The organism is Novacetimonas maltaceti (genome assembly GCF_002906255.1).
GTDB lineage: Bacteria > Pseudomonadota > Alphaproteobacteria > Acetobacterales > Acetobacteraceae > Novacetimonas > Novacetimonas maltaceti.
Genome location: NZ_POTC01000003.1, coordinates 68,753 through 93,205 on the forward strand (window position 1 = coordinate 68,753; position 24,453 = coordinate 93,205).

General features: G+C 64.2%; 18 protein-coding genes. 3 read left to right on the forward strand and 15 right to left on the reverse strand.

All coding sequences use genetic code 11. The features are described from left to right. Nucleotides 1-42: 42 nt before the first annotated feature. Complete coding sequence (locus tag KMAL_RS02240) at nt 43-1,299, forward strand: D-amino acid dehydrogenase (protein ID WP_110094139.1); 1,257 nt, start codon at nt 43-45, stop codon at nt 1,297-1,299. Between the two features lie 84 nt (nt 1,300-1,383). On the opposite strand, the gene KMAL_RS02245 is transcribed toward KMAL_RS02240, so the two are convergent. From KMAL_RS02245 to KMAL_RS02280, 8 genes are all read right to left on the reverse strand, one after another. Next, nucleotides 1,384-2,526, reverse strand: a complete 1,143-nt coding sequence (locus KMAL_RS02245; protein WP_180999720.1) for a glycosyltransferase — start codon at nt 2,524-2,526, stop codon at nt 1,384-1,386. Between the two features lie 154 nt (nt 2,527-2,680). Continuing rightward, nucleotides 2,681-4,240: an ArnT family glycosyltransferase gene (locus KMAL_RS02250; protein WP_110094141.1), complete on the reverse strand. Its 1,560-nt coding sequence runs from the start codon at nt 4,238-4,240 to the stop codon at nt 2,681-2,683. A gap of 141 nt (nt 4,241-4,381) precedes the next feature. After that, on the reverse strand, nt 4,382-5,725 hold the full coding sequence (locus tag KMAL_RS02255) for a GntT/GntP/DsdX family permease (RefSeq protein ID WP_110094142.1): 1,344 nt from the start codon (nt 5,723-5,725) through the stop codon (nt 4,382-4,384). Nucleotides 5,726-5,756: 31 nt separating this feature from the next. Further along, on the reverse strand, nt 5,757-7,235 hold the full coding sequence (locus KMAL_RS02260; protein WP_110094143.1) for a TolC family protein: 1,479 nt from the start codon (nt 7,233-7,235) through the stop codon (nt 5,757-5,759). Next, the gene (locus KMAL_RS02265) at nt 7,235-8,362 is read right to left on the reverse strand and encodes an ABC transporter permease (RefSeq protein ID WP_110094144.1); all 1,128 of its coding nucleotides are present in this window, start codon (nt 8,360-8,362) and stop codon (nt 7,235-7,237) included. The genes KMAL_RS02260 and KMAL_RS02265 overlap by 1 nt, the downstream gene beginning before the upstream one ends. Before the next feature lie 7 nt (nt 8,363-8,369). After that, nucleotides 8,370-11,105, reverse strand: coding sequence for a ribosome-associated ATPase/putative transporter RbbA (gene rbbA, locus KMAL_RS02270; RefSeq protein WP_110094179.1), 2,736 nt, complete (start codon nt 11,103-11,105; stop codon nt 8,370-8,372). A 2-nt stretch (nt 11,106-11,107) separates the two neighbouring features. Further along, nucleotides 11,108-12,091, reverse strand: coding sequence for an HlyD family secretion protein (locus tag KMAL_RS02275; RefSeq protein ID WP_110094180.1), 984 nt, complete (start codon nt 12,089-12,091; stop codon nt 11,108-11,110). A gap of 241 nt (nt 12,092-12,332) precedes the next feature. After that, a complete protein-coding gene (locus tag KMAL_RS02280; RefSeq protein WP_239019901.1) occupies nt 12,333-12,869 on the reverse strand; it encodes a MarR family winged helix-turn-helix transcriptional regulator in 537 nt (178 codons plus the stop codon). A 273-nt stretch (nt 12,870-13,142) separates the two neighbouring features. Between KMAL_RS02280 and KMAL_RS02285 the strand changes: the two genes are divergently transcribed. Further along, entirely contained in the window at nt 13,143-15,281 is a 2,139-nt protein-coding gene (locus tag KMAL_RS02285; RefSeq protein WP_110094145.1) for an FUSC family protein, read from the forward strand. Here KMAL_RS02285 and KMAL_RS02290 read toward each other — a convergent pair. The 5 genes from KMAL_RS02290 to ppdK all read right to left on the reverse strand — a co-directional run bounded on the left by KMAL_RS02290 (nt 15,224) and on the right by ppdK (nt 21,679). Beyond that, nucleotides 15,224-15,835, reverse strand: a complete 612-nt coding sequence (locus KMAL_RS02290; RefSeq protein WP_110094146.1) for a DNA-3-methyladenine glycosylase I — start codon at nt 15,833-15,835, stop codon at nt 15,224-15,226. The genes KMAL_RS02285 and KMAL_RS02290 overlap by 58 nt on opposite strands. Further along, the gene (locus tag KMAL_RS02295; RefSeq protein WP_110094182.1) at nt 15,832-17,088 is read right to left on the reverse strand and encodes a DUF763 domain-containing protein; all 1,257 of its coding nucleotides are present in this window, start codon (nt 17,086-17,088) and stop codon (nt 15,832-15,834) included. The genes KMAL_RS02290 and KMAL_RS02295 overlap by 4 nt, the downstream gene beginning before the upstream one ends. A 184-nt stretch (nt 17,089-17,272) precedes the next feature. Further along, the gene (locus KMAL_RS02300) at nt 17,273-17,758 is read right to left on the reverse strand and encodes an RrF2 family transcriptional regulator (RefSeq protein ID WP_110094147.1); all 486 of its coding nucleotides are present in this window, start codon (nt 17,756-17,758) and stop codon (nt 17,273-17,275) included. Nucleotides 17,759-18,046: 288 nt separating this feature from the next. Next, nucleotides 18,047-18,949 carry a pyruvate, water dikinase regulatory protein gene (locus KMAL_RS02305; RefSeq protein ID WP_110094148.1) on the reverse strand — a complete coding sequence of 301 codons (903 nt, stop codon included), beginning with the start codon at nt 18,947-18,949 and terminating at the stop codon, nt 18,047-18,049. A 57-nt stretch (nt 18,950-19,006) separates the two neighbouring features. Continuing rightward, on the reverse strand, nt 19,007-21,679 hold the full coding sequence (gene ppdK, locus KMAL_RS02310) for a pyruvate, phosphate dikinase (protein WP_110094149.1): 2,673 nt from the start codon (nt 21,677-21,679) through the stop codon (nt 19,007-19,009). 451 nt (nt 21,680-22,130) lie between these two features. On the opposite strand from ppdK, the gene bfr reads away from it, so the two are divergent. Beyond that, entirely contained in the window at nt 22,131-22,613 is a 483-nt protein-coding gene (gene bfr / locus KMAL_RS02315; protein WP_110094150.1) for a bacterioferritin, read from the forward strand. A gap of 87 nt (nt 22,614-22,700) precedes the next feature. Here the strand turns inward: bfr and KMAL_RS02320 are convergent, their stop codons facing one another. Together KMAL_RS02320 and KMAL_RS02325 are read right to left on the reverse strand one after the other, a co-directional pair. Then, nucleotides 22,701-22,931 (reverse strand): (2Fe-2S)-binding protein, encoded by a 231-nt coding sequence (locus KMAL_RS02320; protein WP_110094183.1) that lies wholly within the window; start codon nt 22,929-22,931, stop codon nt 22,701-22,703. 282 nt (nt 22,932-23,213) lie between these two features. Then, nucleotides 23,214-24,428, reverse strand: a complete 1,215-nt coding sequence (locus KMAL_RS02325; protein WP_110094151.1) for an NADP-dependent isocitrate dehydrogenase — start codon at nt 24,426-24,428, stop codon at nt 23,214-23,216. Between the last annotated feature and the right edge of the window lie 25 nt (nt 24,429-24,453).

Here is a 24,453-nt window from a genome sequence, read left to right on the forward strand (position 1 = left end):
TTTCCTCCCACCTTTACCCTTTTGCACGAAAGCACAAGCGCAATGAAAATCATCGTTCTGGGCAGCGGTGTCGTCGGCGTCACATCGGCGTGGTACCTGGCGCAGGCCGGGCATGAGGTCACGGTCGTGGACCGCCAGCCCGGCGCTGGGCTGGAAACCAGCTTCGCCAACGCGGGGCAGGTTTCCCCCGGCTATTCCGCCCCGTGGGCAGGACCGGGCGTGCCGCTGAAATCCATCAAGTGGCTGCTGATGAAATACCGCCCGTTCGTGTTCTGGCCCATGCCGGACCCGCATCTGTGGTCGTGGCTGGTGCAGATGCTCGAAAACTGCACGACGTCGGCCTATGACCGCAACAAGGGACGCATGGTACGCCTGGCGGAATACAGCCGCGACGTGCTTGATGACCTGCGCGCCAGCACGGGCATCACCTATGACGACCGGCAGCAGGGCACGCTGCAGGTGTTCCGCACGCAAAAGCAGGTGGACGCCGCCGCGGGCGATATCCGCGTGCTGCAACAGTACGGTGTGAAATATGAGGTGCTGGACGCCGCCGGGTGCATTGCGGCGGAACCCGGACTGGCCAGCGCGCGCGACAAGATCGTCGGTGGCCTGCGCCTGCCAGGCGACCAGACGGGCGATGCGTTCAAATTCACCCAGAACCTTGCCGCCATGGCGCAGAAGGCCGGGGTGACGTTCCTGTATGATACGAAGATCCGCGCCCTGCACAACGAAGGCGGCAGGATCACCGGCGTGCAGACCAGTCGCGGCCTGCTCAGCGCGGATTCCTATGTCCTGTCACTGGGCAGCTATTCCCCGGCGATGGTACGCTCACTGGGGCTGAACCTGCCGATCTACCCGGTCAAGGGCTACTCCATCACCACGCCGATCATCAATGAGGAGCGCGCCCCGGTCTCCACCGTGATGGACGAGACGTTCAAGATCGGGATCACCCGCCTTGGCAACCGCACCCGCGTGGGCGGGACCGCCGAACTGGCCGGGTTCAGCACACGCCTGCGCAAGCCCCGGCGCGAAACGCTGGAACATTCCCTGACGGACCTGTTCCCCGGCGGCAACAACCTGTCGGACGCCACGTTCTGGACCGGACTGCGCCCCATGACGCCGGACGGCACGCCCATCATCGGCCGCACGCAGTATGACAACCTGTTCCTCAACACCGGTCATGGCACGCTGGGCTGGACCATGGCCTGCGGGTCGGGGCGTGTGCTGGCGGACCTGATGTCGGGGCGCATGCCTGAAATCCCGTTCGAGGATCTCGGCCTCGTACGCTACGGGCGCTGACCTTCTGGAACCGGCCGACATGACGTGACGGCCGGTTCCGACAACCAGCATGACTTTGGCGGGATGCGAAGAATGATATCATCATTATCGCGCTTTCCAGATCAGGGTGGAAGAAACGGCGTAGTTCCAGACCACACCGATCATCGCACCCGCCGCGCTGGCCTGTCCCAGGCCTTCCCCCTTTGCGCGAAAAAGCTGCACGATACCGATATTCGCCCAGGCCCCTACAGCGCAAACCAGAAGAAAGACGAGAAAGCCACCCAGCAGGCGCATCCCACGTAAACGGCGGTCACTGTAGACCAGTTTATTGTCCAGCCAGAAATTGCTGGAGATCGCGACGAGCGTGCTGACCTCCTGTGCCAGGCCGAAATCCATCCCGACGGAGCGTAGCAGCATCATGACAATCAGATTCACGCCGACGCCCGTAAGGCCGACCGTTGCGAAGCCGATAAACCGCAGTGGCAGCCAGCCGCGAAACAACTTTTCAAGAATAAGCCCGACAAACTGAAGCAGCACGACAGCATCAAGCTTGCTTTCACCTGCATTACGGGGATGAAACGTGCAGGGGATTTCCTCAACCCGTAATTTTTCAGGTGCCGACAGAATAATATCCATCAGGATTTTGAATCCCTGCCCGGACAGGCGCGGGGCGGTCCGCACAAACAGGTCACGTTTCAATGCGAAGAAACCGCTCATCGGGTCGCCCACATGAACCGGCAGCATCATCTGTGCGAGACGGATTCCGCCATTGGAAAGCGCATGTCGCCACGCATTGGCCAACCCTGCATTGTCCCCCCCTTCCACATGACGGCTGCCAATGGCGATATCGCAGCGATTCCGTGCAAGCGCGTCGATCATGTCGCCAAGACGGGTCTGATCGTGCTGGAGGTCACCATCCATGACGGCGACAAACCGGGCCGAGGAGGCCAGGATCCCTTCAATGACCGCGCTGGAAAGTCCCTTCCTGCCAATGCGGCAGATGCCACGGACCCGCCAGTTTGTCCGGGCAAGTCGCCGGATGACGTCGATCGTGCCATCCGGGGAGTTGTCATCAACGAAAATCACTTCCCAGTCCCTGCCGGTCAGGGCATCTTCCAGCGCACAAACAAGAGGTTCGACATTATCGACCTCCCGATAGCAGGGCACGACGACAGTGATGTCGGGAGAACCGACGCGCTCTTCGACGCTGATGGCGGTCACAACCGGTTCGTCAGGCGACAGGGACATATGCGGGCACATCTTTCTGTATAAATAGGAACGTCTGGAACATCAGGGGGATCTCCATTCGGCAAGGACCGATGCAGCCTTGTTCCAGATGGGAATTCCAAGGCATCAGGGAAACCGGCACCGGGCCTGCCTCGTTCTCATGACGTTTCCTGCCTTACCGGTCGAAAAGATAAAGCCGCAGCTTTCCATCAGGCGATATCGGTCCCGGACGGCTATGGTCAATGACGGACTGCAGCAATTCCTTCTGGCGGATATGTTCCCGATCCCTGTCGCCGGAATCGCCCTTTGCAAAATTGTCCGGAAGAACAAACCCGGAAAATTCATGGCGGGCAAGAAGCTGACCGAACGCTCCCCGATCGCCTCCGGTCGCGACATATTCGGTGTAGTTGAACACATCGATCACATTATGCTTTCCCGCCCAATAACAGATGGAAGCCATTGAGCAGCCAACATCTCCGTGCTGCTGCCTTACCTTATCCACAAAAGCACGCCAGTCCCGGGCTTCCGCCCTGACATGAACCGCATGATACAGGGCGCGTGGCAACACGACCCTGGCGCTGAGCAGATACGGCACGAAGGCTATAAACAGCAACCCGCCCGCGCCCAGGCGGGATGCAATCCGCGCAGGCCCCCTGACGGAATCGCCTGTCCGCCGACAGGCCGCGACAGAAAGCGCCACCCCCGTCAGAATGGACAATATGGTCAGCGGCTCGAACCAGGCGTTCATTGCCACGCCTTCGCCTGCCCTTTGGATCAGCGTCCAGACTATCGAACATCCGGCAGCCAGCACCAGCAGGCGGCCGTGCGGTATCCGTTTCCCACTCCCGACAAGTGTCATCGCCACCAGTGCCATGGCCAGGATCTCCGAAGTCCGCCGCGCCCCACCCAGGATCCGCGAAAAATCGATGATGCGAGGGTGGTGGAGCATGTCCGTCAGAAAAACCGGTCCGAACAGGGCGACACACAACCCGACGGCAAGTGCAGCGAAGCCAACCCCGCTCACCAGCCAGATTCCCAGGTTGCGAAGCCCCTTTCCGCTCCATCGCCCGCTGCCTGATCGTGGGATGACCGCCATTGCGAGTTCCAGCGTCACTGCCGCAGGCCATGTCAGGACATTGTGCTTCACCATGCCTGCTGTCACCATCAGGGCGGCAGTCACGACAATTCGCGCTGGCGTCAGACCTCGCGCATCATCCGGCTGCGGCGGCCCTGAAACGAAGACCAGCACGGCGGTCAGCATGATCGCGATGCCAAGCCACTGGGGATCATCCATCGCCACGTAATCATGGCTGAAGGCCCCCACATAAAGCAGGAGCAGCAGGACAGTCGCCGCGATTGCCGGGCCCCGTGCCCCACAGCGCCGGGCGATCGCACCTGCCAGGCCTGCAGATGCCAGAAGCGACACCAAAGCGATGACACGCCCCGCAACAATCATGTCGCCGAACCACCAGCCGAGGCAACCGGTGATAAAAAAGGAAAGCGGCGGGTAGTTGTTTGTAATCAGCCCTCCCGGTGCAGGATAGAGTGGCCCTCCCCCCAGCCCAAGCGCCCGCATGGACGCATAGGCGTTCCATCCTTCGTTGTAATCCAGCGGGATCGGTGCGCGCAGCCCAAGGACCGGTGCGGCAAAGAGAATCAGAACAGAAACGGCGATAACAAGAAGGGCAGGCCTGAACAGACCTCCAAAGCCGGATGACCCGGTATGCGCTGGCATGGATCCCACAGTTCATTCATCGATCGGAGCCGACGATATAAACGATCCGCGCGTCAGGAACCAGCAGCACGAGAGCATGGAACGACCCTCCATGAAATAAAGGGGGCGGGTCAGGCCATCAGGCTTGATGGACGACGTACGCTAGGACAGCCCCGCCCACGACAGCACGGCGCACAGGATCAGGCCCCCCACCCCGATCAGGGTTTCGATCACGGACCATGTGGCGATCGTCTGCGGCACGCTCAGGCCCAGCGCTTCCTTGACCTGCCAGAAGCCGGAATCATTCAGCGGCCCGAACATCACGGCCCCTGCCCCGGTCGCCAGCACCATCAGTTCGGGCGATGCCCCATGCGCCTGCAGCACGATGGGGCCGACAACGCCCGCCGTCGTCCCCATCGCCACCGTGGCCGATCCCACCGCAAGGCGCAGTGCCGCCGCAATCAGCCATGCCAGCAGCAGTACCGGAATGTGCATGCCGATCGCGGCCCCGGTGATGGTGCGGGACAGGTTGCTGTCCATCAGTTCCTGCCCGAACCCGCCCCCGGCCCCGATCATCAGGAACAGCGACGCCAGCGGGCCAAGGCTGTCACCACTCAGCCGCAGCATGTCCTGCCGCGACAGGCCCTGTCGCGCGCCAAGCGTGTAGAAGGACAGCAGCACCGACAGCACCAGCCCCACGTTCGGATCCCCCACGAAGCGCAGGACCGTGCCCGTCACGCTGCCCGGCGCGCAGGCCAGTCGCGCAACGGACCCCGCCAGCATCAGCATGACAGGCGCCAGGATCGTCAGCAGCGTGATGCCGAAGGACGGCATGGATTGCCGGTTGGCGGTCGGTGGCGCGGCCGGGGCCATGTCGTGCGGGTTGGGGGCCAGTCGCGGCACGATGAAATCCGCATAAAGCGGGCCGGAAATGATGGCGATGGGAATGCTGACCGCAATGCCCAGCACGATCAGGCGCCCCACATCGGCATGATAGGCCGCCTGCGCGAACATCGCCCCCGGATGTGGCGGAACCAGTCCCTGCACCACCGACAGCGCCGCCGTCATCGGCAGCGCCACGCGCAGCATCGGCAGCCGCGTCTGGCGCGCGACCGACATCGCCAGCGGCACGAGAATGACGAAACCGACCGTAAAGAAGACCGAGATCCCGACCAGCAGCCCGATCAGCATCATGGCCCATCCCATGTGCCGTCGCCCCGACAGCCGCACGACCGTCAGCGCGATCTGGTCCGCGCCGCCAGATGCCTCCAGCATCTTTCCCAGCATCGCGCCAAGGGCGATGACCGACGCGATCTGTCCCAGCACCTGTCCCGCACCGGTTTCAAAGGCGGCGATGACATGCGCGGGCGACATTCCCGCGCACAGGCCAAGGAACAGCGATGTCAGGAACAGGGCGATGAACGGATGCAGCCGGCACCGCTGGATCAGCACCACCGCCATGATGATGGAGACCGTGACGGTCAGGAACGCCAGTGAAACCGACATCGGCCTTTACCCTCCCCTTCGTGCGGGCGCGTTACCCGTGCCTGCGGGCCGCCGTGCGCGACGGCAGCGGCGGGGCGTCATCGGCCTCGTGCTTCCACCCACCGCCCAGCGCGCGCGCCAGATGGATGCTTGCCAGCGTCTGCATGTCCTCGTTGCGCAGCACTTCTTCACGCGCGTCAAGTTCATCGAGGCGGGCACGCAGGATGTCCTGCATCATGCGCTGCCCCCCTTCATACAGGCCCGTCACGTCGGATACGTTGCGCCCTGCCTGCGATACGGCGGCGGCAAGGTCATGGGCGCGGGCATCGGCACTGGTGCGGGCCTCATACGCGTCCTCGACCTCGCCAAGGGCGTTGAGCACGGTGCGGTCATATCCCGCAACCGCAGCATCGAGCCGCGCATGGGCGGCATGGATGCGCGCATGCACCCGCCCGGCGGTGAAGATCGGCAGGTAGGTCGTCAGGGCGATCAGCCCCCCCGTGCCCGAAAGGCCGGGAATGCCATCAAAGCGCAGCCGTCCGTCCCCGCCGAAGAATTCCAGCCCGAAGCGCGGCAGCAGGTCGGTCTTCGCACTCTTGAGTCGCTGGAGCGCCGCCTCCACCTGGTCGCGCCGGGCCAGCACATCGGGACGGCGTTCCAGCACGGTATCGGGCATTTCCCCTGCGGGTGCCGCGGGGACGAAGAACGTACCGGGGGCGGGCAGCGACGGTGCATTTTCGGGCGCCTGCCCCGACAGGATGGCCAGACGGCGGCGGTGCAGGTCATATTCCTCCACCAGAAGCGGGCGGCGCGCACGCTGGATCGAGAGTTTCTCGTCCACTGCCCGCACATCCGCCGAAACCGCCTGCCCGGCCACGAAACGCGCCTGTGTATAGGTGCGCAGGCGCTGTAGTATCCCGATACTGCGGTCGAGCAGGTCGATCTGCCGCTGTATCCCCTGCGCGCGAAGGTAGTTTTCCGCCGCATCGGCCGCGACCAGCATCTGCATGCCGTGATATTCGGCCTGCTGCCCCAGCATCAGCGCACGCGCGGCGCGACTGTCGGCATGACGGCCGCCAAACAGGTCCGGTTCCCACGATGCGCCGATACCGGCAAGGTGGGCATCGGTGGCGGGGTCCCCGTCCGAAAGCTGCGACAGGCCGGCGGGATTGCGCCAACTCATCCCGCCGCCGCCAATGTTGCCCGTCGCCCCCACCGTGGGATACAGCGTCGAACGCGCGATCACATGCGCCGCGCGCGCCTGCAGCACATTGTCGCGGGCGATGCGGATATCGGGATTGGCCGCCAGCGCCGCCTCGACAAAGCGGGTCAGGGCCGGGTCGTTCCATGACCGCCACCAGGTCGTCAGGTCCGTTGCCGGGTCGGTCGCCTGACCGGCCGGCGCCGGGGCCTGCGCGAAACGCGACGGGACCGTGACACGCGACGGCGGCGTGCGCGTATGGAACGGAGAGCACGCGCCCAGCGTGGCGATGGCCGCAAGGCAGATGATGCGCGAAAGTTTCTTTTTCATTATCCCTGCCTTGCCAGCATGGAGCGGAAGCGCATGAGCGCACAGAACAGGAAGACCACCCCGGTCACGACGATCGTCAGCAGCGGGGGCATGATCGTCCCCAGTCCCGCGCCGCGATAGAGGATGGCCTGCGACAGGTTCACGAACTGCGTCGTCGGCAGGAACCGCACAAGCATGCGGATCACGGTGGGCATGTTTTCCACCGGCGTCGCCGCCCCTGACAGCAGGTAGGCCACGGCATAGACCGGCACCGCCAGCAGCCCGAACTGCGGCATGGTCGGCGCCACCGTCGCCAGCATGATCCCCAGCGAGGTCACCGAAAACAGGTAGATCAGCGCGCATCCCGCAAACAGCGCCACGGACCCCGCCAGCGGCACGCCAAGCCACCCGTGCACCACCAGCCACAGCGACAGCATGGTGGCGACAAAGATCACGAACCCGTTGGTCACGATCTTGGAAATCGCGATCTCGCTGGCGGAGACAGGCATGACCAGCAGGTGTTCGATCGTGCCATGTTCACGTTCGCGGATCACCGCCGCCCCCACCAGGATGATCGACAGGATGGTGATGTTCGTGACGATCTGCATCACGGACGTGAACCACTGCGATTCCCCGTTGGGGTTGAAGCGGATGCGGCTTTCGGCGCGAAAGGGAATGGCGTCCGCCAGGTGCCCCGCATGCAGGACGGATTCGACCTCCCCCATGAAGATCCCGTTCAGGTACGTCGTGCCAAGGCCCGCCTGCGTCATGGCCGTGGCATCCACCAGGATCTGCAGCGCGGGCGCGCGCCCGGCCAGCACGTCGGCCTCGAACCGGGGGGGGATATCGACGACGAAGATGTAATCCCCCCGGTCCATCAGGCGTGAGGCATCCTCGCGCGCGATCAGGGCGGGCGGCTTGAAATAGGGCGGCAGCACCGCATCCTGCAGGCGCCGTGACAGGGCGGAATGATCCTCGTCCACAAAGGCGATCGTGGCGTTGGAGACATCGGTGCGCACCCCGTTCGCCACCAGCAGCACCCCGGCCGTAAAGGCGAAGACAATCAGCCCGAGCAGGATGGCGTCATTGAACAGGCTGCGGAATTCCTTGCCGCACAGCAGGCCGACATTGATGATCCAGCGTCCCATGGGCGGCCTATGCTTCCTGCTTCTTCAGCAGCAGGCGCGCGCCCAGCATGTAGAACGCCGCAAACCCCGCAAGCGCCGCATACATCCGCACGAAGGCGAACACCCCCATCCCCTTGGTGAAGCTGCCGAGGCTGATCAACTGGAACCACGAGGCGGGAAACCCGAACCCGACAAGCCGGCTCAGCCCCGTCAGCGTGGATGACGGATATAGCATGCCGGAGAAATTCACCGCCGGGATCAGGCAGATGATGGCGGTGCCGAAAATGGCCGCGACCTGCGAATTGACGAAGGTGGAAATCAGCATCCCCAGCCCCGTCGCGCCCAGTATGAACAAAAGCGCGCCGATGCTCAGCGCCACGAACGACCCCTTCAGCGGAACACCCAGCACAAGGACCGACAGCACCACCAGCACGACATAGCTGCACGTCGCCAGCGCGACATAGGGGGCCTGCTTGCCCACCAGGTACTGCCCCACCGTGGCGGGCGAGGCATAGAGGTTGACGATGGAGCCGATTTCCTTTTCCCGCACGACCCCAAGTGCTGTCAGCATGGTGGGAATGAGGATCAGCGCCAGCATCACCATCCCCGGCGTCATGGCATAGATGCTGCGGAATTCCTGATTGTAGATGAAGCGGGGCTCCAGCCCGACGGGCATGCTGGCCGCCTGCGGCAGTTCACGGCCCAGCGTTACCGCATACTGCGCCAGCACTCCTTCGACATAGGCGCGCACGTCGGCAGCAAGGAACGGCACCGCGCCATCAATGACCACGCCGATGGCGGGACGGCGCCCGGCCTCCATGTCGCGGGCGAAGCCGGGCGGGATATCAAGGCCCAGTTGCACACGCCCGTCATGCAGGGCACGGTCCATCTGCGCCGGGTCGGCGGAGGGCGCGGTTTCGACGAAATAGGGCGATCCGCGGAAACTGTCGATCAGGTCATGGCTGATGCTGGTGCGGTCATGGTCGCACACGGTAAAGGACACGCCATTGACGTCGAAGGAAATGCTCGACGCGGCAATCAGCAGCAGCACGACCGGGCCGATGATGGCAAAGGTCAGGCGCATGCGGTCACGCAGCAACTCCACCGCCTCGCGCCGGGCAAAGGCCCAGGCGCGCGGCAGCCACGTCCCGCCACCCCATCCCTTCCACGCCCAGCCACGCCGGTGGCGGGCCGGCGCGGCGGCGGACGCACCCGCAGGCTCCGCCTCCGCTTCCTTGAGATAGGCGATGAACGCCGCCTCCAGGTCCTTCGCCCCACGCCTGCGGACCAGTTCGGCAGGCGTTCCCACCGCCAGCACACGCCCCCGGTGCATCAGCGAGATCCGGTCGCAGCGCGCCGCCTCGTTCATGAAATGGGTGGAGACGAAGATCGTCACATGGTCCTGCCGCGACAGCTTGATCAGGTGCCGCCAGAACATGTCGCGCGCCGCCGGGTCCACGCCGGAGGTCGGTTCGTCAAGGATCAGGATTTCGGGATTGTTGATGCACGCCGCCGCAAGCTGCAGGCGCTGGCGGATGCCCAGCGGCAGGGCCGACGGCCGGACATCGGCCACGCCATCGAGTTCGAAATCCGACAGCGCCTGGTTCACGCGCTGCGCGGCATCGCGCGCCGCGATGCGGTAAAGCCGCGCCTGCAGCCGCAGGTTCTGCCGGACGGTCAGTTCCTCGTACAGCGAAAAGGACTGCGACATGTAGCCGATGCGCATGCGCGTGGACATGTCGCCCGGCGTGATGACGCGACCGAACAGTTCCGCCGTCCCGCTGGTGGCATCCAGCAGTCCGGTCAGCATCTTCATGGTCGTGGACTTGCCACAGCCGTTGGAGCCGAGGAAGCCGAAGATCTCCCCACGCCCGATGCGGAAGCTGACATCGTCCACCGCGACGAAACTGCCGAACCGCTTGGTCAGGTTCTGCGCCATGATGGCGGGCGCGCCGCCGGGATCGTGGTAGGGCGGGATGGTAAAGCCGGTGGCGTTGGCGCGCTTTTCCTCCGGCAGGAGGGAGATGTACGCCTGCTCCAGCGATGTGGTGTGCGTGCGCGCCAGCACGTTGGCCGTCCGGTCCGCGATCAGCACATGCCCCGCATCCATCGCGACGAGGTAGGCGAAGCGCTCCGCCTCGTCCATGTAGGCGGTGGAGACGAGGACCGTCATGTTGGGGCGTTCGCTGCGCAACTGCCCCACCAGCGTCCAGAACTGCTGGCGCGACAGCGGGTCCACCCCGGTGGTGGGTTCGTCAAGGATCAGCAGGTCCGGGTCATGCACCAGCGCGCAGCACAGGCTGACCTTCTGCTTCATGCCCCCCGACAGGTGCCCCGCCGGACGGTCAGGAAACGGGGCAAGGCCGGTGGCCTCAAGCAGGCGGGTGATGCGTTTTTCACGCTCGTCCGCCGCAAGGCCGAACAGGCGGGCGAAGAAATCCACGTTTTCCCACACCGACAGGGTCGGATACAGGTTGCGGCCCAGGCCCTGCGGCATGAACGCGACACGCGGCAGGAAGGCCTCGCGCTGCGCACGGTCGCCCATGTCGGTGCCCAGCACGTCAAGCTGCCCCGCCTGCATGCGGCGCACGCCCGCAATCAGGCCAAGCAGCGTGGACTTCCCCACCCCGTCCGGCCCGACAAGGCCGATGGTCGTCCCCGCCGGTAGCGACAGCGAAATGTCGTCAAGCGCCTTTACCGGGCCATAACGGTGCGACAGCCCCTTTATGACGATCCCGGCATCATGTTGCGTACCCGCGCCCATCATCACTTCGCATTGGCAAGGAACAGGCTGTCGGGCCACCGGATGGTGGGATCGGCACGGACATAGCCATCGCCCGTCATGCCGGATTTCAGCATCGTCCCGTACTGCTTCGCCGTCTCTGGCGCGACCTGCAGTTTCACGCGATAGACCAGCTTTTCACGCTCGGTCGTCGTCTCGACATATTTCGGGGTGAACTGCGCTTCGGGCGCGACGAAGGACACCGTGGCTGGAATGACCTGCCGGTGCAGCGCGTCGAGCACGATGCGCGCCTGGTCCCCCACATGCAGGGCGCCTGCGACCTCCGCCGGGTAGAAGACCGTAAGATACATGTCGGACGGGTCCAGCATGGAACCGATCCGGCCGCCGCCGGGCACCACGGCGCCCTTTTCCACGATGCGGTATTCGATCCGCCCGGACACGGGGGCGTGGATCACCATGTCGCTGACGACCGTCCCGGCCCGGTCCGCCTGCGCCTGCGCCGCCTGTACCTGCGCATCCGCCGCCGCGACCGCATGTTCCGCCGCCTGCTCCGCCGCGTCATGGGCGTCGTAATCGGCCTGCCGCTGCTGCACCTCCATGTCGGAGACAAGGTGCTGGCGCGCCATCACATGCGCATGGTCGAGTTCAAGCTGCGCGAGGTGAAGGGCGACCTGCTGCGCATCACGTTCGGCGCGTGCGCGCTGTCCCGTTTCACGGGCCTCGCGCATCTGCGCGCGCCCGGCGTCCAACTGCGCCCGGGCCTCGGCATCGTCTTCGTGGGCGAGGACCTGCCCTGCCGTGACCTCATCGCCTTCGGCAAAGGCAAGGTCGGTGACACGGCCAGGATATTTCACCGCGATGTCAAGGCGTGTGAGTTCAAGCCGTCCGTTCGCCCGTGCAATACCCGCAGGCAGTACATCATGATGCGTGACGTAGAACCATGCCGCCCCGCCACCGGCAATCGCGACCGCAAGCCCGGCTCCAATCAGCAGGTCACGGGTATTCACGCGCACCATCCGGTGCCTGTGCGCGGATTTTTCGTGCAAATACGCGACAAATATCCTGCTCCCCTTCATCTTTTACGCAGGCCCGACCATGATGTCGTCCATCTGGCTGGCGGCGTTACAACGGCATTACAGGGTCGAAAGGGGATTGGGCAACAGGCGATCACATCTCACATTGATTAATGTCAACCGGCCAGCAGGCGATGGCATATACAGCACGCCCCGCGCAGGACGGCGGCCGGCCTCACTCCGCGCCACCGGATGGGACACCCCGCGACACGGCGCCACCGGGGCGGGCGTCCTCCTCCTCCTGCGCCAGTGCTTCCGCCTGCCGCAGGATGCGTGACAGGGCCTGCACCGTCTGCCCCATCATTTCCGCCGGGACATCGCGCAGCAGGCGTCCTTCCACCTCGGCGCAGATTTCATGCAGGCGGGCGCACCTGCGCCGCCCCCCGACCGTCAGGAACAGGCTCTTGACCCGCCGGTCCACCGGGTCGGGACGCCGCTCCACCAGGCCTTCCCTTTCCAGCAGGTCGAGCACGCGCACCAGCGCGGAACTGTCGGTATTCATCGCCTGCGCCAGGTCACGCTGCGACACGCCATCGGGCATCATCATCAGGTAGGCCAGCGGGCGCATCATCGCCATGCTCATCCCCTCGGGGCGGATGGCGCGATCCAGCACCAGACGCCACGTATTGGACAGGCGCATCGTCAGGAACGTCATGCGCATGTCCTGGAAACCGCTTCCTTCGATATCGGGCATGGGGGGGCGTGCTGACATGGGGCTCCAACGTGTCTGTCGCGGGTGGGCCTTCGATATCACGAAGGAAGATGCCGGGGGTGCCGGAATTCTGCACGGCATCCCCGCATGCCCGGCGCAGGGATTGCGGCGACAGTTTCCAATGCACGCATAACATTGACATGGCAATGATTGTTATGAAATGAATATGCCGCCCCCACTATCCGGGCGCCCCTGTGGAAGACTGCCCATGCCCCCGTCCCGTCCGTCCCCCTGCCCTCATCGTCGCGCCCGGACCGGGGGCGTGTGCCGGTAATGGGCCTGTCGCACCTGCGCGACATCTTTCGCGACGATACGCAGTGGCGGGCCTTCATGGCCACGGCGGCGTTCAGCGCGCGCGTCCTGGTTTCAATGAGCATCGCGCTGTTCCTGGCCTTCAGTTTCCAGTTGCAGTCCCCGATGAGTTCCGTAACCACCGTCATGATTGTCGCCAACCCGGCGGTCGGCGCGCTGGTGTCCAAAAGCATCTGGCGCATGATCGGCACGGTCATCGGCGCGATCATCAGCGTGGCGCTGATGGCGGCCTTCGTGCAGTCGCCCATCCTCTACATCATGGCGCTGTCGGTCACGGTGGGGCTGGCGTGCATGGCGGCAACCTTCCTGCGGCTGTTCCGCGCCTATGCCGCGGTGCTGACGGGCTATACCATCGTCATCATCGCAGCCCCCGCCTTTGGCGATCCCGATGGGGTGTTCCTCAGCGCGCTTTCACGCCTGTCCGCCGTCGTGGTGGGCATCGTGACCACGGCGGCGGTATTCATGGTCACGTCACCACGCCGCTCCGACCCGCTGCTTGAACAGATCCGCACCATGTTCGGCGATACCGTCCGTTATGTGCTGTCGCGCCATGACGGGGAGGCCACGGCCATGACGGACGCCACGTTCCATGCCCGGCGTGCGGGGCTGCTGGCGCGGATCGGGAGCCTGTCCGATGCGGTGGAATATGCCGCAACCGACAATTACGACATCAGCGTCCGCCATCGCGAAATCCGCGCGGGCCTTGCGCGCCTGTCGGGCATTGTCGCGTCCTACCATCCCCATGCGGTCATTGCCTGTGGCCCGGCGCATGGGTCGGCATCGCCGCTGGACGATCCCCCCGCCGACGGACTGATCGCGGACCTGATGCGCGCGCTGCTGCAGCGGGTCGAGGCAATGCCCCTTGCCGAGGGATGCGCGGATGGCTGCCTGCGGATCGCGCAGACGCGCGAGGCCCTGCTGGAACGGGCGGAGGGCACACCCTCCCCCCGGCAACTGCTGTTCCTTGACGATGCGCGTGACCTGCTGTCACGGCTGGAACATGCGCTGCGCGACCTGGCCCATCGCGGCGGCAATGACCGCAGCCTGCGCCTGCGGCCGTTCATGGAATGGCCCACGGCCCTGCGCAACGGCGCGCGCGGTGCGCTGACGACGCTGCTGGCGGGGCTGACATGGTATGTCCTGCACTGGACGGCGGGACCGATGATGATGCTCTATGTCGTCGCGGCCTCCAGCCTGCTGTCCACCGCGCCATCGGCGTCACGCGCGTCGGGACTGCTGGCGGGCGGGACCGCGCTTGGCGTGCCTGCGGGGCTGTTGTGCCACCTGTTCGTGCTGCCCCGGATCGACGGGTACCCGCTGCTGTGCCTCAGCCTTGGGCTGTTCCTGCTGCCGGGGATATGGCTGCAATTCAATCCGCGACTGGGGATCGGGGCATTCGGGTATTCCGTCTTTTCCACCATCATGCTGCAGATCAACAATCCCATTCACTACAACGACATCTCGCTCATGAACGAATGGATGGCGATCCTGATGGGCTGCTGCATGCTGGTCCTGTCGTTCCGCGTCATCCTGCCGCCCAACCACCGGCTGGATGGTGCGCGGCTTGTCGCCTCCCTGTCGCGCAGCGTGCAGCGCCTCGCCCTTGGGCGTGCGTCCTTTCAGGGGCAGTGGATCATATGGGAAAACCTGCAACTGCAGAAAGTCGCACGCCTGGCCATGCGCCTGTCGTTCTGTGCGCCCGCACCGGTCAGGAACCTTTATGTCGATGCGGCGCTGGCGGCCATCTCACTGGGGCGACTGGTGGAACGCCTGCGCCGACTGGCGAATTCAGCCGACACGCCCGCGCCGGAACGCCGGGACGTGGCGGCGGCGCTCGCGGCATTCGGCAGCCTGACGCGCAACCCGCTGGCGACCGCGCAGGCCCTGCGCGACATCTGCGCGCGGGCAGGCGGCGGGCAGGCCCTGACCACCCTGCCGCCACGACGGATGGAGGCCGTCGCCTGCATGGAACAGGCGGAACGGATCATCGCGGACATTCCCAACTTCCTGGATCGCAATGGCCCGATCCAGTGGTCCGATGATTATCCCCGTGCGCGTGAATTCCTGTCCGCTGCGCAATCTGGCGCGCCCGCGCCCTGATAATGGAGGCAGCCTGGGTCGTGATCGACAATCATCCCCATCGCCTGCATCCAGGCCTGGACGATGACCGGCCCGACAAAACGGAACCCACGCGCCCGCAGCGCCGCCGACATGGCCTGCGACAGCGGGGATTGCGCCATGACCTGCCCGGTAAGGTTGTGGACAGGGCCATCGGGCGTCAGGCTCCATGCAAATGTTGCGAAATCCTCGCCACGTTCGTGCATGCGCAGCACGGCGCGGGCATTGCCGATCGTGGCCTCGATCTTGCGGCGTGCCCGGATGATGCCGGGATCGGCCATCAGGCGCGCGACATCATGGTCATCGAACGCCGCGACGCGCACCGGGTCGAAACCGGCAAACGCACGGCGGAATCCCTCCCGCCGCTTCAGGACCGTCAGCCATGACAGGCCGGCCTGGAATCCCTCCAGCATCAGGCCTTCCCACAGGGCGCGACCCTCATGGACGGGCCGGCCCCATTCCAGATCGTGGTAGGACGCCAGCAGTTCATTGTCCCCCACCCACGCACAGCGGCGCGACGACAGGCCATCGTTCATCCCTCACGCTCCATCTCCAGCGTGGGCGGCGGTTCATGGCCGAAGATGGAGCGGCCCCCATATTCATGGGACCTGCGCCGTTCCTGCGCGATGAAGTCGGGCAGGGCGGGACCGGTGGCATGGCGTTCCAGACGCCGGGCCTGCCGGTCGAGGCGGCGTATGGCGTCGAGGCGCTCCTCGTTCCCCAGCTTCGCCGCCGCAACCGCCGCCTTCATGACCGAGATCGTGCGGTCATAGACGGCAACCGGCACGGGATAGGGCTGGCGATCCTTGCCCCCATGGGCCAGCGAAAAGCGCGCCGGGTCGGAAAACCGGCAGGGCGCGCCATGCACGACCTCCGCCACCTGCGCCAGCGACAGCACGGTGCGCGCGCCGACACCGGGCACCAGAAGCAGGTCGGCAAAATCCTGCGGACCGCACTGCGCCGCCGCCGCCAGCGCCCCATGCAGGCGACGCAGCACCACATCGGCGGGGCGCACGTCATGGTGTTCGGGCATGACCAGATGCGGCAGGAATGGCGTGTCCGTAACGAGCGGCGTCCTGCCCCCGCGCAGGCGTGAGACCTCATGCACGATACGGTCAGGCCCAAGGTCGCCAAGAAGTTCGAGTTGCCCCTGGCGCGAAGGTGCCGCGCGCTGGTCCGTCAGGTTGACGATCGCCCCCTGCTGGCGTCCCTCGATGGCGGCATGCGGGGTTTCGACAAAACTGCGCAACCCTTCCGACAGCCAGTGATAGCGCCGGGCAAGGCGCTGCGTGCCGTTCATGCCCTGCTGCACGACCGTCCAGCGCCCGTCATCCGTGACGAAGAAGCCATGCAGGTACAGGTCGAACCCGTCCTGCACCGCCGCGCTGTCCACCTTTGCCACCAGCCTGCTGGCGCGTATCCATGCGGTGGCGTCGCCGCCGGTCCTCTCCGCCACCGACAGCAGTTCATCAGGGGTGCGACGCGAATGTCGTCCCCTGCCGCCACAGACATGCAGGCCAAGTTCATGCGAAACCGGGGCAAGGCCACGCTTGAGCGCGCCGATCACGCTTGTCGTGATGCCGGAGGAATGCCAGTCCATGCCGATCACGGCGCCAAGGGACTGGAACCAGAAAGGATGGGCAAGGCGACGGAGGAATTCGTCGCGCCCGTAATGATGGATGATTGCCTGCGCGATGATACCGCCAAGGCGGGCCATACGCTGCCCCAGCCATTGCGGCACCCGCCCGCCATGAAGCGGCATATCCGCGCTGCCTGCCCGTCGTGCCATGCCCCACATCCCCAGAACATTCCGTAAACATGTCCTGTAGCACATGGCCGGCCCCACAGGCCAGACATCAGGGGGCCTGCATGGAAAACGGTATTTCCAACATTGCCGCAGGCTGCATTTTTTGAAAAACCACGTGTTCGCGGAAGATTTCTTGAAGTTCCCTGCCGGGAACGTCTGTCGGGCATTACTGCGTGACGGGCGCTGCGCCGCGGGTATCCGTCACCTGCGCCACGGCAAATATCTGGCGCAGGACAATACATTCCTCGTCCGTCAGCAGGCTGCCCAGCGTGGCATCGTCGAGTACGGACATGAAGGCCGCCAGCGCCTGCCCCAGCAGTCCCCGCAGGCTGCACTGCCGTGCCAGCACGCAGGACCGGCCATCGGTGGTCGTGGATTCACACGCGACAAGGTTCATGTCCTCCTCCGTGTAACGGACGACATCGCCAATGCGTATTTCATCCGCCGCACGGGCCAGCGTCATGCCGCCGCCGCGCCCGCGCATCGTCTGGATGAACCCGCCGCGCCCGAGTTTGTGTATGACCTTGACCAGATGGTTTTCGGAAATGCCATAGGCATTTGCCACTTCGCGGATGGAAACCCTGCGATCCGTATGAAGCCCTACGTAAAATAATGTCCGCAAGGCGTAGTCAGTATGTAAGGTCATCCGCATGCGCACGTCATAACATTGGCATCATGCGTGAAAAAGGGAAAACAAAAGATACTAGTTTTATCTATGTTTGTGAAAATAACTTCAAATTCTTCATTTCCGCCTGTCATCCGCGCCATTCGGGATCGTAACGGAAACAAACCATCAGACATCACAGATTTGTGATAAAACAATGCGACTGGTCACTTATGACGCCCTGACAACACGATATCCGAATCGCACATGCCTGCGCCGGGACAGCGCGGTCACCTGCCGCCGCCTCAATGGCAGTTGCAGGTGACCGCGGCCGGATCAGTCTTTTTCAGGAATGGCGCGTATGTTTTCCATGTCCGCGCCATATGCCATCCTGCGTAATGGCGGATGGGACATCATGTCGATGATCGCGGCGGCGGTTTCCTCCACCGAACGATGCGTCACATTGATGACCGGCCAGCCATGCTGCGCGCATAGCCGCCGCGCCCAGACCAGTTCTTCCTGCACCCGCATCGGATCGACATAGGGGCGCATGGACTCATCGGAAACCCTGCGCCGGGCAAACTTGCGCCCCGGCAGCATCATCCCCACGCGGGAGCGGCGGATTTCCACAAGGGTATGCGGATCGATCATCAGGCCGACCACCGTTCCCCTGTAATCCAGCAGCCCGTCAGGCAGGGGCACGCCCTGCACCAGCGGGACATTTGCCGCACGTATCCCGCGATTTGCCAGATAGAAGCAGGTCGGGGTCTTTGACGTCCGCGACACCCCCACCAGGACGACATCCGCGTCCTCCAGCGATTTGACACGCTGTCCGTCATCATGGCCGACGACATACTGCATGGCGTCGATCCGCCGGCGGTATTCGTCATCCATGACATACTGGCCGCCGGGATGACGCTCGGCTCGGGTGCCGGTTTCCCGTTCCAGAAAATAGATCGTGCTGTCGAGGATGTTTTCAACCTGCACCCCCATGCCGCGGCACCCCGCACGCAGCGCGTCACGCAGGCTTGGCGTCGTCAGCGAGGACAGCACCGGCCCCGGTTCCGCAGCGATCCCCGCCAGCACACGCCCCACCTGTATCTGGGAGCGTACAAGGTTCCAGTTGCGCGGGATAAAGGATGAATCCCGAAATTGCGCGCCACAGGCACGCACAACCGCTTCGAGTGTCTGGCCCGTGGCCTCCGACACCAGATGCAGGACAATCGGCCGAGTATTCATGGGACCCTACAGGTACGGTGCCGCCGCACAGGCAGCGGCACCGCCTGCCTCTGCGCGTTATGCTGCCGCGTTTTCCTTGCGATGGGCCAGTGCCGCCTGTGCCGCGGCCAGACGCGCCACCGGCACCCGGAAGGGCGAGCACGAGACATAATCCAGCCCGACCTCGTCAAAGAACGCGATCGAGTCCGGGTCACCGCCATGTTCACCACAGATGCCCAGCTTCAGGCCGGGATGCGCGGCGCGTCCCCGCTCGACCCCCATGCGCACCAGGGCGCCGACGCCCTCGCGGTCGATGGAGACGAACGGGTCCTTGGGCAGGAGGCCGTGATCGACATAGAACGGCAGGAACGACCCCGCATCATCGCGCGACAGGCCGAACGTCGTCTGCGTCAGGTCATTGGTGCCGAAGGAGAAGAAATCGGCATGGTGCGCGATTTCCCCCGCCTGGATCGCGGCACGGGGTAGTTCGATCATCGTACCGATCCGATAATCAAGCGCCGCCCCGCGTTCCTGCAGCACGGCGGTGATTTCCGCCTCTGCCGCGCGGCGCGCGACTTCGAGTTCCGCCTTGGTGGCAACCAGCGGGATCATGATTTCCGGCACGATCCCCTTGCCCGTCTCGTCCGAAACCTGCAGCGCGGCCTCGATGATGGCGCGGACCTGCATCGCATAGATTTCCGGGTTGGTCAGGCCCAGGCGGCAGCCGCGATGGCCCAGCATCGGATTCGCTTCGGCCAGGGAGGCGCAGCGGGCACGGATTTCCTCGACCGTCCTGCCCAGCGCCGTGGCCACTTCGGCGAATTCCGCCTCGGCATGCGGCAGGAACTCATGCAGCGGCGGGTCCAGCAGGCGCACCGTCACCGGCAGGCCGGCCATGATGCGGAAGATGCTGACGAAATCATCGCGCTGGAACACCAAAAGCGCATTGATCGCGCGCTGGCGCACCGTTTCCTCGTCCGCGATGATCATCTGGCGCACATGGCCGATGCGGTCGGGGCCAAAGAACATGTGTTCGGTGCGCGCCAGGCCGATCCCTTCCGCCCCGAAGCGACATGCGGTCTTCGCATCGTCGGGGGTTTCGGCATTCGCCCGCACGCCAAGGCGACGGATGGAATCGGCCCAGCCCATCAGCGTGTTGAAATCGTCCGACAGGATGGGCGGAATGGTCGCCACCCGGCCAAGATAGACCGCACCCGTGCTGCCATCGAGCGTGATCCAGTCACCTTCGGCAATGGAATGGCCGTCAATGGTCATGACCATCGTCGCGTAATCGATATGCACGCTGCCCGCACCCGCGACGCAGACACGCCCCATGCCACGCGCGACCACGGCGGCATGCGACGTCATGCCGCCACGCGCCGTCAGCACGCCACGCGCGGCATGCATGCCATGCACATCCTCCGGCGAGGTCTCGACACGCACGAGGATCACGTCCTCCCCACGCGCGGCGCGGGCCTCACACTCCTCGGCGGTGAAGACGACCGCGCCAGATGCGGCGCCGGGCGATGCCGGCAGGCCACGCGTCAGCTGCACACGCTCCGCCTTGGGATCAAGCGCGGGGTGAAGAAGCTGGTCAAGCGATGTCGCGGGGACGCGGCAGATGGCGTCTTCCTTGGAAATCAGCCCTTCACGCGCCATGTCGATGGCGATCTTCAGCGCCGCGGCGGCCGTCCGCTTGCCGTTGCGGGTCTGCAGCAGGTACAGCACGTTGCGCTGCACGGTGAATTCGATGTCCTGCATGTCGCGATAGTGACGCTCCAGCAGGGAACGCACGCGCAGCAGTTCGGCATAGGCATCCGGCAGCACCGTTTCCATCGGGTGCTGCCCCTCCTCCGCCCGCGCGCAGGACATGGGCTGCGGGGTGCGGATCCCGGCCACCACGTCCTCACCCTGCGCATTGACGAGGTATTCGCCATAGAACACGTTTTCCCCGGTGGAGGGATCGCGCGTGAAGCACACGCCCGTGGCGCAGTCATCGCCCATGTTGCCGAACACCATCGACTGCACGTTGACCGCCGTGCCCCACGAGGCCGGGATGTCATGCAGCCTGCGATAGGTATTGGCGCGCGGGTTCATCCATGACCCGAACACGGCCCCGATCGCACCCCACAGCTGCGCCTGCGGGTCGGAGGGGAATTCCTGCCCGGTATGTTCACGGATGATCTCGTGATACGCCTTCACGACCTCGCGCCACTGCGCGGCGGAAATCGCGGTGTCGTCGATGACGCCGAGCGTGCGCTTGAACTGGTCGAGCACATCCTCGAAATGGTGATGGGCGACGCCCATGACGACGGATCCGTACATCTGCACGAACCGGCGGTAGCTGTCCCATGCGAAGCGTTCGTCGCCGGAAGAGCGGGCCAGCCCTTCGACCGTCCGGTCATTGAGTCCAAGGTTGAGGACGGTGTCCATCATCCCCGGCATGGAGACCCGTGCGCCGGAGCGCACGGACACGAGGAGCGGGGCGTCGGCATCGCCGAAACGCAGGCCCATGGCGTCCTCGATGCGCTGCATGGCCGCACCGACCTGCGCCTGCAGGTCCGCGGGATATTTGCGCCCGTTGTCATAGAACGCCGAGCAGACTTCGGTCGTTATGGTGAAGCCTGGCGGCACCGGCAGGCCGATCGACGCCATTTCCGCCAGATTCGCGCCCTTGCCGCCCAGAAGGTTGCGCATTTCCGCGCGCCCTTCATTCAGGCCGTTTCCGAAACTGTATACCCACTTCGTCATGTCTGCTCGTTCCCACTTGCGATGGCATCGCGCCCTTGAATCCTGTTCTGGCGCAAGGAATGCAAGGGCACACCGCCATATTTTTTCATATTGTTGTTTTTAGTAGGGCCAGGAGGAAAAATTATGCGAGTTTAAAGGTTTCAGCAATAGATATTTTCGCATCATGGCAATCGCGAAACATTAACAATGCGAATATATCGCAAACAGGCGCCAGAAGAACAGATGTTCCGGAGGATCGTGCTGCATTGCAGCATGTTTATTTCATTACCTTGCAATTCACATGCCTGCTCCCGGCTTTTCTACTTGGGCAAAGCCTTCCCCTCGGGCGATATCGGTGATACGCCCAGCCTGATGAGGGCGGTACGGCTTTGCGCGCCCCCGTCATGAAACGTTATGCCATCTTCCGGCATTCCTTCATGATTGCTCCATAAACGACCAGAGGACAGGAAACATGATCCGCGATCCCAAGATCATCGAACATCTAAACACGCAGCTCACCAACGAGTTGACGGCCATCAACCAGTATTTCCTGCATGCCCGCACGCTCAACCACTGGGGCGTCACCCTGCTGGGCAAGAAGGAATATGAAGAATCGATCGAAGAGATGCGTCACGCCGACTGGCTGATCGAACGCATCCTGTTCCTTGGCGGCCTGCCCAACGTGCAGCGCTACAACCAGGTCCTGATCGGCCAGAATGTCGAGGAAATCCTCAAGTGCGACCTGAAGCTGGAGGAAAAGGCGATCGCGGACCTGCGTGAGGCCATCGCCTATTGCGAAAGCGTGCGCGACTATGTCTCGCGCGATCTGTTCCTCAAGATCCTCGACAACGAGGAAGAGCACGAAGACTTCCTCGACCGCCAGTTCGACCTGATCAAGATGATCGGCATCGAACGCTACATCCAGCTCAACTCCGCCTCGGCCGAGAAAGAGTAACGACACTTCCGCGCCAGCCGTCCCGGCGGGGTGGCTGGCATGGCCCCGCCCACGCGGGCGGGCCAGAAGACGGTGCCGGCATGCCCGTCATGCCATGAGGGAACGCCCCTCCCCGCCTGACAGGTCGAGCGCCACTCCCTGTCCTTCGCGGGCCTGACGCAGGGCACGGCGCAGCAGGCACAGGACCCCGGGGACACAGTTCCCGCACTGCGCCTTGCATCCCTTTGCCGCATAGACCTCCCGCGGGTGGGTGGCTCCCTTGCTTACAGCGTTATCTACATCCGTATCCGTCAGCATGTTGCACGAACAAACAAACATGAAACACCCATCCATTGCCGCGAGTCCGCATCACCATATATGAGAACAATTCTCAATATCAATGGGGCAAACAGGATTTTCTGCCCCGTTCGTAAACACACCCGCGCGAACGGCCTGCCTGACCCGCCCTGCGATTCGGATCCGGGGCGCGCCCTTCCCGTCCCGATGGCCATGACGGAGGCCGGCGCGGCACAAAAAAAACGCCGCCACCCGAAAAGGGTGACGGCGTCAGGAACCGGCAGTCACGACAGGCCCGGACCACAGGGCCTGCGGATGGATGGGTCAGGCCAGCTTCCTGCGCAGGCGGGCATCCAGGACATCAAGGAACGGCTGCGTATCCAGCCACTTCGTCCCCTTGCCCACCAGCAGCGCAAGGTCCTTGGTCATCTCGCCACCTTCGACCGTCTCGATGCAGACACGCTCCAGCGCCTCGGCAAAGTGGATGACATCGGGCGTATCATCGAACCGCCCGCGATAGGCCAGACCGCGCGTCCATGCGAAGATGGAGGCAATGGGATTGGTGCTCGTGGGGCGTCCCTTCTGGTGTTCGCGGAAGTGGCGGGTCACCGTGCCATGCGCGGCCTCGGCCTCCACCACGTCGCCCGTGGGGTTGAGCAGCACGGACGTCATCAGGCCAAGGCTGCCGAAGCCCTGTGCGACGATGTCGCTTTCCACGTCCCCGTCATAGTTCTTGCATGCCCAGACATATCCCCCCTGCCACTTCAGCGCGCAGGCCACCATGTCGTCGATCAGGCGATGTTCGTAGGTCAGGCCCAGCTTCTCGAATTCCGCCTTGAATTCGCGCTCGTAGACTTCCTGGAACACATCCTTGAACATCCCGTCATAGGCCTTGAGGATGGTGTTCTTGGTGGACAGGTAGACCGGCAGCCTGCGGTCACGCCCGTAGGACAGGGAAGCACGGGCGAACCCTTCGATGGAGGCGCGGGTATTGTGCATGCCCAGCGCCACGCCCGGTCCCTTGAAATCATGCACGTCGAGCACCTGCTCCTCCCCGCCGTCAGCCGGCTGGTAGCGCAGCGTGACCTTGCCGGGGCCGGGGATGCGGGTTTCGGCGGCGCGATAGATGTCGCCATAGGCATGGCGGCCGATGACGATCGGCTTGGTCCAGTGGGGCACCAGTCGCGGCACGTTCGCGCAGATGATCGGTTCGCGGAAGATCGTGCCGTCAAGGATGTTGCGGATCGTGCCGTTGGGCGAACGCCACATCTTCTTCAGGCCGAACTCCTTGACCCGGTCCTCATCAGGGGTGATCGTCGCGCACTTGACGCCCACGCCATACCTGCGGACCGCTTCGGCGGCCTCCACCGTCACGCGGTCATCCGTTTCGTCGCGGTGGACAATCCCGAGGTCGAAATATTTAAGGTCGATGTCCAGGTAAGGCAGTATCAGGCGATCCTTGATGAAATGCCAGATGATGCGGGTCATTTCATCCCCGTCCATTTCGACGACGGGATTCTTTACCTTGATTTTGGCCATGTATTGGGTCCGCTTCTTTATTTTA

What these genes read in the sequence shown, in the direction of transcription:
- ppdK (WP_110094149.1), bottom strand. Translation starts at nt 21,679, where the DNA reads ATGACGAAGTGGGTATACAGTTTCGGAAACGGCCTGAATGAAGGGCGC.
- KMAL_RS02290 (WP_110094146.1), bottom strand. Translation starts at nt 15,835, where the DNA reads ATGAACGATGGCCTGTCGTCGCGCCGCTGTGCGTGGGTGGGGGACAAT.
- KMAL_RS02250 (WP_110094141.1), bottom strand. Translation starts at nt 4,240, where the DNA reads ATGCCAGCGCATACCGGGTCATCCGGCTTTGGAGGTCTGTTCAGGCCT.
- rbbA (WP_110094179.1), bottom strand. Translation starts at nt 11,105, where the DNA reads ATGGGCGCGGGTACGCAACATGATGCCGGGATCGTCATAAAGGGGCTG.
- KMAL_RS02260 (WP_110094143.1), bottom strand. Translation starts at nt 7,235, where the DNA reads ATGAAAAAGAAACTTTCGCGCATCATCTGCCTTGCGGCCATCGCCACG.
- KMAL_RS02300 (WP_110094147.1), bottom strand. Translation starts at nt 17,758, where the DNA reads ATGCGGATGACCTTACATACTGACTACGCCTTGCGGACATTATTTTAC.
- KMAL_RS02255 (WP_110094142.1), bottom strand. Translation starts at nt 5,725, where the DNA reads ATGTCGGTTTCACTGGCGTTCCTGACCGTCACGGTCTCCATCATCATG.
- KMAL_RS02265 (WP_110094144.1), bottom strand. Translation starts at nt 8,362, where the DNA reads ATGGGACGCTGGATCATCAATGTCGGCCTGCTGTGCGGCAAGGAATTC.
- KMAL_RS02240 (WP_110094139.1), top strand. Translation starts at nt 43, where the DNA reads ATGAAAATCATCGTTCTGGGCAGCGGTGTCGTCGGCGTCACATCGGCG.
- KMAL_RS02295 (WP_110094182.1), bottom strand. Translation starts at nt 17,088, where the DNA reads ATGGCACGACGGGCAGGCAGCGCGGATATGCCGCTTCATGGCGGGCGG.
- KMAL_RS02305 (WP_110094148.1), bottom strand. Translation starts at nt 18,949, where the DNA reads ATGAATACTCGGCCGATTGTCCTGCATCTGGTGTCGGAGGCCACGGGC.
- KMAL_RS02280 (WP_239019901.1), bottom strand. Translation starts at nt 12,869, where the DNA reads ATGTCAGCACGCCCCCCCATGCCCGATATCGAAGGAAGCGGTTTCCAG.
- bfr (WP_110094150.1), top strand. Translation starts at nt 22,131, where the DNA reads ATGATCCGCGATCCCAAGATCATCGAACATCTAAACACGCAGCTCACC.
- KMAL_RS02285 (WP_110094145.1), top strand. Translation starts at nt 13,143, where the DNA reads ATGGGCCTGTCGCACCTGCGCGACATCTTTCGCGACGATACGCAGTGG.
- KMAL_RS02320 (WP_110094183.1), bottom strand. Translation starts at nt 22,931, where the DNA reads ATGTTTGTTTGTTCGTGCAACATGCTGACGGATACGGATGTAGATAAC.
- KMAL_RS02325 (WP_110094151.1), bottom strand. Translation starts at nt 24,428, where the DNA reads ATGGCCAAAATCAAGGTAAAGAATCCCGTCGTCGAAATGGACGGGGAT.
- KMAL_RS02245 (WP_180999720.1), bottom strand. Translation starts at nt 2,526, where the DNA reads ATGTCCCTGTCGCCTGACGAACCGGTTGTGACCGCCATCAGCGTCGAA.